The organism is Streptomyces sp. NPDC034049 (assembly GCF_055575575.1).
Genome location: NZ_JBVISJ010000012.1, coordinates 24,352 through 37,937 on the forward strand (window position 1 = coordinate 24,352; position 13,586 = coordinate 37,937).

Annotated in this window: 14 protein-coding genes; 12 read left to right on the forward strand and 2 right to left on the reverse strand. The window is 71.5% G+C overall.

Annotation, left to right across the window (positions count from 1 at the left end; all coding sequences use genetic code 11):
* The first annotated feature begins 43 nt into the window (after nucleotides 1-43).
* The 5 genes from ACZ52C_RS29655 to ACZ52C_RS29675 all read left to right on the forward strand — a co-directional run bounded on the left by ACZ52C_RS29655 (nucleotide 44) and on the right by ACZ52C_RS29675 (nucleotide 4,709).
* Nucleotides 44-1,324 carry an AAA family ATPase gene (locus ACZ52C_RS29655; protein ID WP_469077627.1) on the forward strand — a complete coding sequence of 427 codons (1,281 nt, stop codon included), beginning with the start codon at nucleotides 44-46 and terminating at the stop codon, nucleotides 1,322-1,324.
* Nucleotides 1,302-1,892, forward strand: coding sequence for an RloB family protein (locus ACZ52C_RS29660; RefSeq protein ID WP_469077628.1), 591 nt, complete (start codon nucleotides 1,302-1,304; stop codon nucleotides 1,890-1,892). Before ACZ52C_RS29655 ends, ACZ52C_RS29660 begins: the two co-directional genes overlap by 23 nt.
* Nucleotides 1,893-2,089: 197 nt before the next feature.
* On the forward strand, nucleotides 2,090-2,635 hold the full coding sequence (locus ACZ52C_RS29665) for a YbjN domain-containing protein (protein WP_469077629.1): 546 nt from the start codon (nucleotides 2,090-2,092) through the stop codon (nucleotides 2,633-2,635).
* A 507-nt stretch (nucleotides 2,636-3,142) separates the two neighbouring features.
* Nucleotides 3,143-4,096, forward strand: a complete 954-nt coding sequence (locus ACZ52C_RS29670) for a hypothetical protein (RefSeq protein ID WP_469077630.1) — start codon at nucleotides 3,143-3,145, stop codon at nucleotides 4,094-4,096.
* Between the two features lie 76 nt (nucleotides 4,097-4,172).
* Nucleotides 4,173-4,709, forward strand: a complete 537-nt coding sequence (locus ACZ52C_RS29675) for a Uma2 family endonuclease (protein WP_469077631.1) — start codon at nucleotides 4,173-4,175, stop codon at nucleotides 4,707-4,709.
* 30 nt (nucleotides 4,710-4,739) lie between these two features.
* Here the strand turns inward: ACZ52C_RS29675 and ACZ52C_RS29680 are convergent, their stop codons facing one another.
* On the reverse strand, nucleotides 4,740-5,987 hold the full coding sequence (locus ACZ52C_RS29680; protein ID WP_469077632.1) for a pyridoxal phosphate-dependent aminotransferase: 1,248 nt from the start codon (nucleotides 5,985-5,987) through the stop codon (nucleotides 4,740-4,742).
* Between the two features lie 113 nt (nucleotides 5,988-6,100).
* Nucleotides 6,101-6,559: a DUF8189 domain-containing protein gene (locus ACZ52C_RS29685; protein WP_469077633.1), complete on the reverse strand. Its 459-nt coding sequence runs from the start codon at nucleotides 6,557-6,559 to the stop codon at nucleotides 6,101-6,103.
* Nucleotides 6,560-7,214: 655 nt separating this feature from the next.
* On the opposite strand from ACZ52C_RS29685, the gene ACZ52C_RS29690 reads away from it, so the two are divergent.
* The 7 genes from ACZ52C_RS29690 to pyrE all read left to right on the forward strand — a co-directional run bounded on the left by ACZ52C_RS29690 (nucleotide 7,215) and on the right by pyrE (nucleotide 13,537).
* Entirely contained in the window at nucleotides 7,215-7,433 is a 219-nt protein-coding gene (locus ACZ52C_RS29690; RefSeq protein ID WP_469077634.1) for a hypothetical protein, read from the forward strand.
* Between the two features lie 133 nt (nucleotides 7,434-7,566).
* Entirely contained in the window at nucleotides 7,567-7,977 is a 411-nt protein-coding gene (locus ACZ52C_RS29695) for a hypothetical protein (protein WP_469077635.1), read from the forward strand.
* 496 nt (nucleotides 7,978-8,473) lie between these two features.
* Nucleotides 8,474-9,001, forward strand: a complete 528-nt coding sequence (locus ACZ52C_RS29700) for a DUF2617 family protein (protein WP_469077636.1) — start codon at nucleotides 8,474-8,476, stop codon at nucleotides 8,999-9,001.
* A gap of 284 nt (nucleotides 9,002-9,285) precedes the next feature.
* On the forward strand, nucleotides 9,286-10,938 hold the full coding sequence (locus ACZ52C_RS29705; protein ID WP_469077637.1) for a polyamine aminopropyltransferase: 1,653 nt from the start codon (nucleotides 9,286-9,288) through the stop codon (nucleotides 10,936-10,938).
* Nucleotides 10,939-11,066: 128 nt separating this feature from the next.
* Nucleotides 11,067-11,948 (forward strand): SRPBCC family protein, encoded by an 882-nt coding sequence (locus tag ACZ52C_RS29710; protein WP_469077638.1) that lies wholly within the window; start codon nucleotides 11,067-11,069, stop codon nucleotides 11,946-11,948.
* A gap of 191 nt (nucleotides 11,949-12,139) precedes the next feature.
* Nucleotides 12,140-12,934, forward strand: coding sequence for an aldose epimerase family protein (locus tag ACZ52C_RS29715; RefSeq protein WP_469077639.1), 795 nt, complete (start codon nucleotides 12,140-12,142; stop codon nucleotides 12,932-12,934).
* 48 nt (nucleotides 12,935-12,982) lie between these two features.
* Complete coding sequence (pyrE, locus tag ACZ52C_RS29720) at nucleotides 12,983-13,537, forward strand: orotate phosphoribosyltransferase (RefSeq protein ID WP_086803604.1); 555 nt, start codon at nucleotides 12,983-12,985, stop codon at nucleotides 13,535-13,537.
* The last annotated feature ends 49 nt before the right edge of the window (nucleotides 13,538-13,586 follow it).

Consider the following 13,586-nt stretch of genomic DNA (forward strand, 5'->3'; position numbering starts at 1 on the left):
GCGAATCACTTGTTCACAAGCGCGGAAGTGAGGTGTACCCGCCGTGCTGCTCAGTTTCCGGGTGGCCAATCACGGCTCACTGCGCGAGCCGCAGGAGCTGAATCTCGTACCCGTCTACGAGGACGAGCGGCCCGCGCTGACGGTGGCGGCGATCTACGGGGCGAACGCGTCGGGGAAGTCGACGGTGCTGGACGCCTACCGGTTCTTTCTGGCCGCCGTGGAAAAATCGCAGGCCCAGTGGCTCCCCGATGCTCCCGTCGAGCGGCGGCCCTTCCTCCTGGACCACGACAGCAGGCGCGAACCCTCCATGTACGCCGTGGATGTGCTGGTGGACCAGGTCCGCTACGTGTACGGGTTCGCGGTCTCGGACCGAGCCGTCGAGGAGGAGTGGCTCTACTCCTATCCCCGGGGACGCAAACGCGTCCTCTTCGAGCGCCGGGCGATGGACGTGACCTTCGGGACGACGCTGTCCGGTGAGCGGGTCGCCGCCGAGCGCGTGATGCGACCGAACAGCCTGTACCTCTCCGCCGCCGCGCAGAACGCGCACGTGGAGCTGAGCAGGGTCTGGCAGGCCATCAAGGGTGCCTCGGTCATCTCGGACGACATGCGGCACGCGATCACTCAGGGGGGCGCCTTCCTCACCAGGGTTCTCACGTTCTTCGAGAGTGTGGGACTCGCGCGGGGGGCCGACGTGCTCACGGCGGCCGACCTGGGGGTGCAGGGGGTCCGCGAGAGCACCGACGAGGACCCGGGCAGCAAGATCTTCCAGCGCCATCAGGGCTGGGGGGAGCTGCCCACCGACATCAGGGCGGCCCTCGGCAAGAAGATGGAGTTCGTGCACAAGGTGGGGGACGAGGAGTTCCTGCTCCCGGCGAAGGACGAGTCGGCGGGCACCAAGACGTGGTTGAACTTGATGAGCTGGGCGTTGATGGCGGTCTACAAAGGCCAGCCTCTGTGGATCGACGAGGTGGACGTCAGCCTGCATCCCCTCCTCACCGCCAAGCTCCTGAAGCTCTTCCAGAACCCGGAACTCAACCCCCGCGGCGCACAACTGATCTTCACCACGCACAGCGCCACACTCCTCGGCACCATGCTCGGCGAGGAGGTCATGCGCCGGGACCAGATCTGGTTCGTCGAGAAGAGCGCGGAGAGCGGCGCGTCCGAGCTGTATCCGCTCAGCGACTTCAAGCCCCGCAAGGGCGAGAACTTCGAGCGCCGGTATCTGGCAGGCAGCTACGGCGCGGTGCCCGTCCTGCCGGACACGGCGCTGGAGGACGTGGTCAGGGCGTACTGGGGGGCTCATGGCAAGGTCGTTTCCGCGTGAGGGGTCGGGCCGCAGGCGTGGCCCCACCCGCAGGTCCGCGCGGACGATGCTCGTCGTCTGCGGCAGCAAGGAGACCGAGCGGCAGTACCTCCAGGGGCTGAGGGAACACCTCCGCAACCCCGCCGTCTCCGTCGTCGTCCGCGGCAAGGCCTGCTCACCGACCCAGCTCGTCGACTACGCCAAGAAGCAGCGCGGCCTCAGCAAGGGCAGCTTCGACGAGGTGTGGTGCGTCTTCGACGTGGATCAGTTCGTGGACGTCGCAGAGGCGGCCGTGGCCGCGCGCAAGGCGGGCATCATGGTGGCGGTCTCCAACCCGTGCTTCGAATTGTGGCTGCTGCTGCACTTCGCATCGCAGACGGCACACGTGGCGACGTACAAGAAGCTGTTGCCGCTGCTCCAGAAACACGTGCCGGGATACGACAAGACACGCGTCGACTTCGCGGTCTACCGCGACGGTCGCGCCCATGCGGTGGAGCAGGCGCGGAAGCTCGATCCGACCGGTGAAGCACACCTGCGGAACCCGTCGACGGGCGTATGGCGGCTGGTGGCGCGTATGGAGGAAGGCTGACCGCGCCACACCCGCCGATTCTCCTCATGCGGGGCAGAAAGCAATGGACCGGGGGTACCCGAAAGGTTCCCGGCCACGCTCGTAGCTGAATCCCCTCCCGGATCCGGCCAAGGGCGACGAACCACGCGGGGCGGGGGTTGCCACTCCCGCCCCCGCATGGGGGAGGATGGCGGAATCCGTACGAAGGGAAAATCACGGTGAGCATCGACCCGTCCTCGATTCCGAACTTCGGGGGCCAGCCCGAGCCGCAGCCCGGCCCGCCGCCCGGCCCCGTGGTCCCGGATCAGGACCTCGTGAAGCAGCTCCTGGACCAGATGGAGCTGAAGTACGTCGTCGACGACGAGGGTGACCTCGCGGCGCCGTGGGAGGAATTCCGTACGTACTTCATGTTCCGTGGCGAGGGTGACCAGCAGGTCTTCTCGGTGCGCACGTTCTACGACCGCCCGCACCAGATCGACGAGAAGCCGGCCCTGCTGGAGAGCATCGACGACTGGAACCGCCGCACCCTGTGGCCCAAGGTGTACAGCCACACCCATGACGACGGCACGGTCCGTCTCATCGGTGAGGCCCAGCTCCTGATCGGCACCGGCGTCAGCCTGGAGCACTTCGTCTCGTCGACGGTGAGCTGGGTGCGCGCGGCCATCGAGTTCGACAAGTGGCTCGTCGAGCAGCTCGGCTTGGCCGAGGACGTCGACGAGGCCGAGAAGCCCAAGGGCGACGAGGGCGACCAGGGCGACGAGTAGCCGCCCCGCACCTCTCCGCGGCCACCGGCGGCCGGCGATCATCGGCCCCCGGCGGTGAGGGGAGGCCTGGCCCACGACGGCCGGAACCGCCTCGCGGACAGACCGCGGACAGACCGCGGACAGACCTACAAGAGCCCGGCCGAAGCGCCCGCCACCACGGCGACGCACTCCGGCCGGGCTCTCGTCGTCCGGGACCGCGAGGACGCCGCGACGCAGGGTGGCGCGGGAACCGGGCCCCGGCCGCCGTCCGTCCTCCGGGCTCACCGGGCCCTTGTCCACGAGGGTCCGGCGGGCCGCTGACCTCCTGAAAGAACCGGGGGAAAGAACTACCCGCCCACCCACCCTCCCCGGCCGCGAGGGGCGCGTCACCCGTCCGGGTGACCGGCTTGCAGGCGTGGGATGCGGGCGGTTACGTTCGCCGCGACAACCGCACACAGACATCGGCCCCCGGCCGGGACGGCAATCCCGAACGAGGGCCTGACCAACCAGGAAGACAACACCTTCCCGATGGCTGATTCGCAGTCTAACGCGCCCCTGCGCGCCGACGCCGGAGCTGCTCCGACCTCCGGCGTGATCCACGTCCGCACCCGCCTCACGGCCGACTTCACCGTGATCTCCAACGCCCTCGCCCAGCGGCGCGGCAGCGCGGTCACGGTCGGCGTCGCGGCATACATCTCCTCACTTCCCTCAGGCACATGCGTGAGCATCGCCGCCCTGTGCGCCCACTTCGACGAGGGCGAGATCCTCGTCTCGCGAGCGCTGAGGGAACTGGAAGCGGCCGGATACCTGGAACGCCGCCGCGAACGGACGCCCACCGGCCAGGTCCGCACCCGGACGTACTTCTACGACGTACCCGGCGGCGAACCGGGCCCGGCGCCGGACGGACCTCCCAGGCCGCCCGGACCTCGTCGCCCCCGTCAGCAGACCACTGCTGCCGTACCCGCGACCGGGGCCGGGCGGGACACGACGGAGACGCCCTCACCGCCGGAGGGGAAGACGGAGGCGACAGCCGAGCCGGAACCGGAACCGGCATCGGAGGCCGAGGCCGTGGCCGTGGCCGAGGTACCGGTTGCGCTCGCCCACTCCGACCCCCGAGCCATCGGCCTGCTCGCCGGGCTCCGCCGGGTCGATCCCCGCCTCGTCCTGTCCGAGCGGGAAGCCGCCCGCCTCGCCCCGGCCGTCACCCGATGGCTCGGCGCCGGCCTGCTGCCCACCCAGATCACCGACCACCTCACCGCACGTCTCCCGGCGGACCTCCTCGTCCGCCCGGTCGGCATCCTCGCCTACCGGCTCAAGGAGACCCCACTGACCGCACCGGAGACCGGCGGCCCCGAGACCCCGGAGCGCCCGGCGATCCTGAGAATGCGGAACTGCGACGGCTGCGACCGTGGCTTCCGCTCCGCGGGACACAGCCACTGCCGGGACTGCCGAACCCGGGACCAACTCCCCGCTACCGGCTGAGCAGGTCGCGCGTGGCCGGCATGTCCGCACAGAGCCCGTCCGCCGTATCCTGACCGCACGAGGGAAGGAGCCGTCCATGAGCGTCGACGCGATCGTGCACACCGAGTTCCCCAAGGGGTACACGGTCCTGTTCGGGGCCGACGGAAAGGTGATCATGACCCCGCAGAGCGAGGAGCACTCCAGCACCATCCGGTCGATGCAGATCGACTCCGCTCACGCCCTCGGCCGTCACGCGAAGGTCACCTCCGATGTCTATATCGACTTCCCCGCAGACGAGAACTCCGCCCCCGACCTGGCGATCCTGCGCGAGGACGCACGCAAGGAAGGCATGCGGTACAGCTTCGAGGACGTCCTGCTGATCTCCGAGGTCGTCTCGACCCCCTCCGCGCGCAAGGACTACGACGACTGCGCGGCCAAGTACGGCCGCTACGGCATCCCGGTCTACCTGGTCGTGGACCCTTACGCCCAGGAAGTCGTCCTCCACACCCAGCCGACCGCCATGGGTTACATCGCGGCACACACTCACAAGTACGGCACGGGCAAGCTCCCCATCCCCTTGGCTGACGGCCGCACCTTCACCCTCGACCTCGACGAGCTCCCGCGCCCGGAGTGATCGGCGACCGGAGGAGCCGAACGACGGTGGTCAGCGCGCGAATGCCGAGCTGAGCCGTTTCGCGGCCTCCCCCAGCACATCCGTGCGCTTGCAGAACGCGAAGCGGACGTAGGGTGCCCCCGTCTCCTTGTGGTCGTAGAAGACCGCGTTCGGGATGGCCACCACTCCCGCCCGCTCGGGCAGGGCGCGGCAGAAGGCGAAGCCGTCGGTCTCGCCGAGGGGGCGGATGTCGGTGGTGATGAAGTACGTGCCCGCCGTGCGGAAGACCCCGAAGCCGGCGTCCTTCAGGCCCGTCGCCAGCAGGTCCCGCTTGGCCAGCATGTCCGCGCGGAACGCCTCGAAGTAGCTGTCCGGCAGCGCGAGGGCCTCGGCGACGGCGTACTGGAACGGCCCAGAGGCCACATAGGTGAGGTACTGCTTCGCCGAGCGCACCGCCGTCACCAGCGCGGGCGCGGCCGTCACCCAGCCCACCTTCCACCCGGTGAACGAGAACGTCTTGCCCGCCGAACTGATGGTGACCGTCCGCTCCCGCATCCCCGGGAACGACGCCAGCGGCAGATGCTCGGCGTCGTCGAAGACCAGGTGCTCGTAGACCTCGTCCGTCACCACCAGCAGGTCCCGCTCCACCGCCAGCTCGGCGATCGCCGTCAGCTCCTCGCGGGTGAGGACCGTGCCGGTCGGGTTGTGCGGCGTGTTGATCAGCAGCAGCCGCGTCCGGTCGGTGACCGCGTCCCGCAGCTCGTCCAGGTCCAGCCGGAACCGCCGGTCCCCGCCCGCGTCGCCCGAACCCTCGGACGGCTCCTCCGACGGCCGCAGCGTCACCGGTACGCGCGTGCCGCCCGCCATCGCGATGCAGGCCGCGTACGAGTCGTAGTACGGCTCCAGGGCCACCACCTCGTCGCCCGGCTCCAGCAGCCCCAGCAGGGCGGCCGCGATGGCCTCCGTGGCACCGGCGGTGACCAGCACCTCGGTGTCCGGGTCGAACTCCAGTCCGTACCGTCGCCGCTGGTGCTCGACGATCGCGGCACGCAGCTCGGGCACGCCGGGCCCCGGCGGGTACTGGTTGCCCCGGCCGTCCCGCAGCGCCCGTACGGCCGCCTCGCGGATCTCCTCGGGGCCGTCCGTGTCCGGGAAGCCCTGTCCGAGGTTGATCGATCCGGTCTGCAGGGCGAGCGCCGACATCTCGGCGAAGATCGTCGTCCCGAACTCGGCGAGCCGCCGGTTGAGCGGAGGACGAGGGGTACGGGCGGGGCTTGAGCTGGAGGTCATGGGCGTCATCCTGCGCCGAAGCTCCGGAGTTCCTCAACCCGCGTTCGGAGTGTGGCGGCCGAGGCGCCGCCCCACGCGCCGCCCGGCCGGGAAACCCCGGCCGGGCGGCGTGCTCCCCGACGTCAGGCGGGCGGACCGTCGAAGGAGGACCACTCGGACCAGGCGTCGTCGGGGTGGGTGCTCACCTTCCACGAGGACACCGAACCGTTGTCGGTGCCGACCACGATCTGCGGGCGGCCGTCCGTCAGGGTCGCCACACCCACACTGCGCGCCGATCCCGGCAGGCCGTTGAACTTCGTCCAGTCGGCCCAGGCGGCGCTGGCGTCGGTGGTCACCTTCCAGGTGCTCCACAGCTCGCCGCCTTCGGACACGGCGAAGATCTGCGGCCGTTCGTCCGTGAGCGGGGCCGCGGCGAGCGACACCACGCGGCCGTGGTCGAAGTCGAACTGTTGCCAGTCGGTCCAGCCGGCGTCCGGGTGCTCGCTGACCTTCCATCGGGTGAACAACCCGTGGTCGCTCCCCGCGAACACCTGCGGGCGACCGTCCGTGAGCCGCGCCGATGCCATGCTTCGAACAGACATATGATCCGTCTCCTTCTTCAACGCCCACGCAGGCGTTCACGTCCCTCCCCTCGGCTCCAGCGTTCGTGCGGCCCCACGGAACCGCAAGTCGGGTGTGGGTTTCGAGCGGCCGTCGACCTGAATATCCGCGCAGGTCAGAAGGTGTTGACCGCAGAGAACCCTCTGAAGTTGCTCAACTCCGCTTTGACCCGCGAGAGGCGAGGGCATCCCCCCGTCACGCACGGCCCACGGGGGGTCTGCACGGGGGAACGAAAGGCGGGTGTCGTAATGGACGTCCTCTTCATCTGCTTCATGGGCGCGGTAGCCCTGTTCGGTGTGGTGTCGTCGCTCGGCCGAGGTGCGCGGCGCAGCCGCCGGCGCAGCTGGTGGGCGGACGACGGGTCGTCCCACAGGTCGTCCCACGGGGGCGGCGGTTGGTTCTCCTGCGGTGGTGGCTCGTCGTGCGGCGGCGGGTCCTCCTGCGGTGGGGGAGGCGGCGGTGGCGGCGGTTGCGGTGGCGGCAGCTGAGCAGGTCCGCCCGCGGACGAAGCTCTGGACTTGCTCAACTCGGCTTTGAGCGGTCGTCGGCGGGGGCATCCCCGCCACACGCAGGTGAGCGAGGCGCCCACGGGGGGTCGCTTCGGGGGACACATGCAGGGGAGAGGGGAGGGTGGCCATGGCGGAAGTCGGTTCCATCCTGTTGGTCAGCGCCATCGGTCTGGCCATCGTCATCGGGGTCGTCAGGAACTCCAGGCGACGCGCCCGCCGCGGCAGCTGGTGGGCGGGCGGGGGCTCGTCCGGAGGCTCGTCCGGGGGTTCGTCGTGCGGCGGCGGCTCGTCGTGCGGAGGCGGGTCCTCCTGCGGCGGTGGGGGTGGCTGCGGCGGCGGCAGCTGACCGCGCCATACAGACCTGCTCGACCCGGTTCGAGCGGTCACCCGCGGGGGGCACCCCCGCGACAGGCACATGAACGAGGCACCCACGGGGGGTCGCTTCGGGGGACCAAGAACAAGAGGGGAGGGGTGACGCCATGAACGCGATCGCGGTGATCGGCATCATTCTGGCGGTGGTCTTCGTGGGGACGGTGGCCGTTGTCGCCGCCAACAACCGCCGGAGGAGGCACGCGGCGCGGCGCCGTCCGTCGGCGGCCCGGGGCGGCAGCGCGTACCGCGGCAGCCGGAGCGACAGCGGTTCCCACAGCAGCAGCTCGGACAACAGCTGGTGGGTGCTCGGGGCGGCGACCGTCGGCGACTCGGGATCGTCGCACTCCTCGTCGCACGACGACCGCGGTTCGTCGTCCGGCGGCGGTGGCTCGTCCTGCGGCAGCAGCGGGTCCTCGTGCGGCAGCAGCAGTGGATCCTCGTGCGGCAGCAGTAGTGGCTCGTCCTGCGGTGGCGGGTCCTCCTGCGGTGGCGGGGGCGGATGCGGTGGAGGCAGCTGACACGGGGCAGCCGAGCTCCACGACACGAGCGCCCGCCGGGACGAACCTCCCGGCGGGCGCTCGCGTGTGTAGTTCCGTCAGAACGGGGCAGGCGCACCGGTGTGGTGTCACTTCACGCCTGAGTACGCCGGGTGGGCCCGGTTGTCCGGCAGGCGCTCCCGGGAGTTCGCGCGCCCGGCTCGGTGGGCGCGCGGGGAGCGTGTCGATCGATGGGGCGCACGCCCGGTTGAACAGTTGAGCTGGGCAGCCCTCGGGGGGATGGAAAGCACGTCAAGTTGGGTAAAAACGCTGTGGTTACACCACAGTTCATGATTCCCTATAAATCGCCAACGCAGCCCCCGGACGTCCCTCCCGGCAGGCCTGACCTGGCTGACCGGACCGACCGGGACGTCGTCCTCACCCGACCTGTCTGACCGGGCCACAGCTCCCGGCGCCGACCGGGTGCGCCGGACCCACCCCTCTTCTCTTTCTCTTTGCGTCGCTGCGGAGCCGATCCATGCTCACGACCCTGAACACCGCCTACACCGACACGCGCGCGGCAGACCTCGCCTGGGCGCTGGGACGCGAGCCGCTGCCCGCGCTCGCCACGCTCGACCTGGAACTCACCGGTGCGAAGCTGCAGTTGAGACTGCTCGGCGCGTCCCACCAGGTACTCCTGGAGGAGGAGCGGGGGAGCCACTGTTCGGAGACGGTCGCGTGCATCCCGGGATCCAGCACACCGCTACCGCTCGGTGTGGCCAAACGTGTGGGCGACTGGGAGTACGAATTCGCCGCCCGGGTCGAGGTCCTGTCGCCGGGGTCCTTCGCGGGGCGCGCGCAGGAACTGCTGGCGCTCGTCTCCGATCATCCGCACGGGCTGGCCGGTGTCTTCCCCGGCAGCCCGCACGCCTTCACGGCGATGCTCGCGCAGCGGTACGAGGGGCAAGTGCACTGGCGTACCTGGCACGCGTATCCCCAGGACGGGCAACTGGTGGCCACGAGAACGAGGGTGGGGGTGCGGGTGTCGGTGCCCGCCGCGCTGTGACGGGTGCCTGAGAGCTCGGGGGTTCGGGTGGTTGGGCGGCTCCGGGTGCGTGGAGCGTCTCGCGCAGTTCCCCGCGCCCCTGAAAAGCAGGGGCTGCGCCCCATGCTTTTCAGGCCCGCAGGGCCTGGCTTCTAGGGGCGCGGGGAACTGCGCGAGAAGCCCCACCGGAGCCGCACCCGCCCCACCCACCCGAACTCCCGAGCGATTACGCACCCGGCCAAGCGTCGCAGACCACCCGTGTGGGTGACACAGCGCAGCGTGACCGTGACGGTAGCGTGCCAGGAGTGATCGAGCCGCACGCCCCCGCACCCCCCGGCGCCCCTCCCCCCTGGCGCGGTCCCGGCGGTCCCGGCGGCCATGGCGGCCCCGGCGCCCACGCGTTGCTCCCGGTCCGCCCGGGCATCGGCCGGTTCCTCGTCCTCGCCGGCGTGTTCGTCTGTGCCGCCTGCGGACTCGTGTACGAACTCGAACTCGTCGCCCTCGCCTCGTACTTGATCGGCGACTCCGTCACCCAGGCCTCCGTGGTCCTCTCGGTCATGGTCTTCGCCATGGGCATCGGCTCCCTCGCCGCCAAACGCCTCCGCCCCCGCGCGGCCCTCGGTTTCGGCGCCATCGAGGCCGCCCTCGCCCTCGTCGGCGGCTGCAGCGCCCTCGCGCTGTACGCGGCGTTCGCCTGGACCGGCGACTGGGGCGGCATGTGGGCCGGCGGCTCCCGCTATCTCCTCGTCGCCTTCTCCCTGGCCATCGGCCTGCTCATCGGCGCCGAGGTCCCGCTGCTGATGGAGCTGATCCAGCGCATCCGCCGCCAGGACGCGGGCGGCGCGGTCGCCGACCTCTTCGCGGCCGACTACGTGGGCGCGCTCGTCGGCGGCCTCGCCTTCCCCTTCCTCCTGCTGCCCTGGCTCGGCCAGCTGACCGGCGCCCTGCTCACCGGCACGGTCAACGCCCTGGTCGGCGGCGCGCTCGTGCTCGGCCTGTTCCACCGGGACCTCACCCGCCGCGCCCGCTGGCTCCTGCTCGTCACCAACCTCGCCGTCCTCGGTCTCCTCGCCACCGCCGCCGTACACGTCGACGACTTCGAGCGCGCCGCCCGGCGCGCGGTGTACGGCAAGGACGTACGGGTCGCGCTGCAGACCGGCCGGCAGGAGGTCGTCCTCACCGGCGGCCGGGACGGCCGCCCACTCTCCCTCTACCTCGACGGCCGGCTCCGGATCAGCGGCACCGACGAGCGGCGCTACCACCGGGCCCTCGTCCACCCCGCCATGGCCGCCGGACCGCACGCCCGCGTCCTCGTCCTCGGCGGGGGCGACGGCCTCGCCGCCCGCGAAGTGCTCCGCCACGACGGCGTACGCCACGTGGACATCGTCGAGATCGACCCGGCCGTGGTGCGCCTGGCCCGCACGGACCCGGCCCTCTCCGCGCTCAACCAGCACGCCTACGCCGACGACCGGGTCCGCGTCCACACGGAGGACTCCTTCGCCTGGCTGCGCGGCGCCCGGCCGACCGAGCGGTACGACGTCGTCGTCTCGGACCTCCCCGATCCCGGGATCACCGCCAGCACCAAGCTGTACTCGCAGGAGTTCTACGGGCTGGCCCGCGAGGTCCTGGCGGCCGACGGGCGCATGGTGGTGCACGCCGGGCCGGTGGCCTCCCGGCAGCAGGTGTTCTGGACGGTCGACGCGACCGTCCGCGCCGCCGGGCTGCGCACCACGCCCTACGGTGTCGCCGCCGCCGACCCCGGTTTCGTCACCGGCCCCGACCGTACGGCCCACACCTTCCGCACGCCCCACGACTGGGGCTTCGTCCTGGCGACCAGCCTCGACGACGGCCGGCGCCCACGCCTCGCCCTCGGCACCGGCATCACCCGGCTCGCCGCCGCCGACGGGGTGCGGGACCTGCCCCCGTCGACGCTGGTGCACCCGAGGTACGCGGGCTAGCGGTGGCCGGACGTGTTTCGCTTCGCGTAGGTGGCGAGGTGGGGCGTGTGGGGCCGCGTGGGCGGAACACGAGCAATAACGCGTATGTACGGGTGCGGTGCGGGGCCTCGTGGGTAGGCTCGACTGCCATGGAGCATGAGGTGTTCGTTCCGGTTCCCGTCGGCCGCCTCCGGGAGGCGCTGTCCGACCCCGAGCGGGTGGCCCGAGCGGTCCCCGGGCTCCAGCAGGACGCGGGCACGCCGCCGGTCGCGGGGCGCCTGAAGGTACGGGTCGCGGGGCACACCATCACCTATCGCGGCACCCTGCGCGTGAACCCCCAGGACGACGGCTCCTACGTCGTGGAGGGGGACGCGGCCGAGGTCCGGGGCTCCGGCACGGTGAAACTCACGCTCACCCTCCGCCTGGTCCCGACCGCCGAGGGCACCACCCTGACCTGCTCCGCGAGCGCCGACGCCACCGGCCGCATCACCGACCTCCCACCCGACGCGGTGACCTCGGCGGCCACCCGCCTGCTGGAGAGGTTCACGGAGAACCTGACGACCCGCCCGGAACCCGAGCCACACGAGGCCACCGCCGACGAGGACAAACGGGCCAAGCCCCCGGCTTCGGCCGAGGAGGAGCCCAAGGTCTCTGTCGAGGGCGAGTCCGGGACTGCCGCCGACGAGGATCCCTCGGCTGCCGCCGACGAGGAACCCTTGGCTGCCGCCGAGGACGAGTCGTCCGCCTCCGTCTTCGAGACCGACGTCCCGCCGCCGGCACCGGACCCCTTCGGGGAGGGCGGCTTCGTCGCCGGGGACGAACCACCGGCCGAGGCCGCGCACGCCCGCCGGACGATGATCGGCCGCAGCGCGGAGGAGGTCGACCACGCCCCACCACGCGGCCGGTACGCCCCGGTCCCGGCCCCCGAAACGGTCTCCGCGAGCGCGACACTCCGCTGGGCGGCCCCGGCGGCGGCCCTGGCCGTGGCCTCGGCCATCATCGTGAGCCGAGCCCTGCGCAAACGCCGCTGAGCGCCCGGGCCGACGACCACGCTGAGCACCGCGCTCTGCCGAGCACCGCGCTCTCGCCGTTGGCCCCGCCTCAGGCTCCGGCGCCGGGGAAGCCGCCGCGAGCGCCGTACTCCGCAGTTCCCCCCCGTCGGCTCCCCCGACCCACCCCCGTCCCCTAACTCCCCCGTCCTGTCGACCAGTAGGGTCGAGGGGTGAGTAGTGAAGAGATCACGTTGGCCGCGGGTGACGCGGAGGTCGTGCTGGTGCCGGGGAACGGTGGCCGGGTGGCGGGGCTGCGGGTCGGTGGGGTCGAGCTGCTGCGGCAGGGCGAGCGGTTCGGCTGCTTCCCGATGGTGCCGTGGTGCGGACGGATCCGGGAGGGACGTTTCCTCAGCGGTGGCAGCGTGCGGCAGATGCCCCTCAACGCCCCGCCCCACGCCATCCACGGCACCACCCGCGAGGGTGCCTGGCGCGTCGCCCGCCACGACGCCGGCGAAGCCGTCCTCACGTACGACCTGGTCGACCCCTGGCCCTACCCCGGCCGCGTCACCCAGATGTTCACCCTCACCCCGGACACCCTCACCCTCGCCATGTCCGTGGAGACGTACGACTCCTCCTTCCCGGCGCAGATCGGCTGGCACCCCTGGTTCAACCGGAGTCTGGCCGACGGCGGCGAGGACGTGCGGATCGACTTCCGGCCCGCCTGGCAGGAGGAGCGCGGTGCGGACCACCTGCCCACCGGCAACCGCGTCGACCCCCGCCCCGGCCCCTGGGACGACTGCTTCGGCATGCCCGACGGCGTCGACGTCACCCTCACCTGGCCGGACCGGCTGGAGCTGAAGGTGGCCTCGCGCGAGGAGTGGGTCGTGGTCTACGACGAGCAGGCGGAGGCCGTGTGCGTCGAACCCCAGACCGGCCCGCCCAACGGCCTCAACACGCACCCCCGTCTGGTCACCCCCATCGACCCGCTGGAGGCCACCACGACCTGGACCTGGCGTCGCCTGTAAGCGGACACGCCTGTAAGCGGACATAAGGGCCCCCTTAAGCTGACTGCCATGACTGACGTGGACGTACGTGGATCTCTGCTGCGGCAGATCAAGGACAAGGCCGTGGTGCACGGCAAGGTGACCCTGTCGTCGGGTCTGGAGGCGGACTACTACGTCGACCTGCGCCGCGTCACCCTCGACGGCGAGGCCGCCCCGCTGGTCGGACAGGTGCTCCTCGACCTGACCGCCGACCTCGACTTCGACGCGGTCGGCGGTCTCACCATGGGCGCCGACCCGGTCGCCGGCGCGATGCTGCACGCGGCCGCCGCGCGCGGCCGCAGGCTGGACGCGTTCGTCGTGCGGAAGGCGGCCAAGGCGCACGGGATGCAGCGCCGGGTGGAGGGGCCGGACATCAGCGGCCGTCGGGTCCTCGTCGTCGAGGACACCTCCACCACCGGCGGCTCCCCGCTCACCGCCGTCGAGGCCGTCCGCGAGGCCGGCGCCGAGGTCGTCGCCGTCGCCACCATCGTCGACCGCGCCACCGGTGCCGCCGAGAAGATCGAGGCGGGCGCCGGCGTCCCGTACCGGTTCGCGTTCTCGAAGGACGAGTTGGGCCTCGACTGAGGTCCCGGCCGACGTTCGTACGACTGTCGGCACGGTCGAGAACACCAAG

Excerpts from the sequence above, each read along its gene's own strand:
- ACZ52C_RS29660 (WP_469077628.1), top strand. The coding sequence starts at position 1,302 with ATGGCAAGGTCGTTTCCGCGTGAGGGGTCGGGCCGCAGGCGTGGCCCC.
- ACZ52C_RS29670 (WP_469077630.1), top strand. The coding sequence starts at position 3,143 with ATGGCTGATTCGCAGTCTAACGCGCCCCTGCGCGCCGACGCCGGAGCT.
- ACZ52C_RS29675 (WP_469077631.1), top strand. The coding sequence starts at position 4,173 with ATGAGCGTCGACGCGATCGTGCACACCGAGTTCCCCAAGGGGTACACG.
- ACZ52C_RS29680 (WP_469077632.1), bottom strand. The coding sequence starts at position 5,987 with ATGACGCCCATGACCTCCAGCTCAAGCCCCGCCCGTACCCCTCGTCCT.
- ACZ52C_RS29685 (WP_469077633.1), bottom strand. The coding sequence starts at position 6,559 with ATGTCTGTTCGAAGCATGGCATCGGCGCGGCTCACGGACGGTCGCCCG.
- ACZ52C_RS29690 (WP_469077634.1), top strand. The coding sequence starts at position 7,215 with ATGGCGGAAGTCGGTTCCATCCTGTTGGTCAGCGCCATCGGTCTGGCC.
- ACZ52C_RS29695 (WP_469077635.1), top strand. The coding sequence starts at position 7,567 with ATGAACGCGATCGCGGTGATCGGCATCATTCTGGCGGTGGTCTTCGTG.
- ACZ52C_RS29700 (WP_469077636.1), top strand. The coding sequence starts at position 8,474 with ATGCTCACGACCCTGAACACCGCCTACACCGACACGCGCGCGGCAGAC.
- ACZ52C_RS29710 (WP_469077638.1), top strand. The coding sequence starts at position 11,067 with ATGGAGCATGAGGTGTTCGTTCCGGTTCCCGTCGGCCGCCTCCGGGAG.
- pyrE (WP_086803604.1), top strand. The coding sequence starts at position 12,983 with ATGACTGACGTGGACGTACGTGGATCTCTGCTGCGGCAGATCAAGGAC.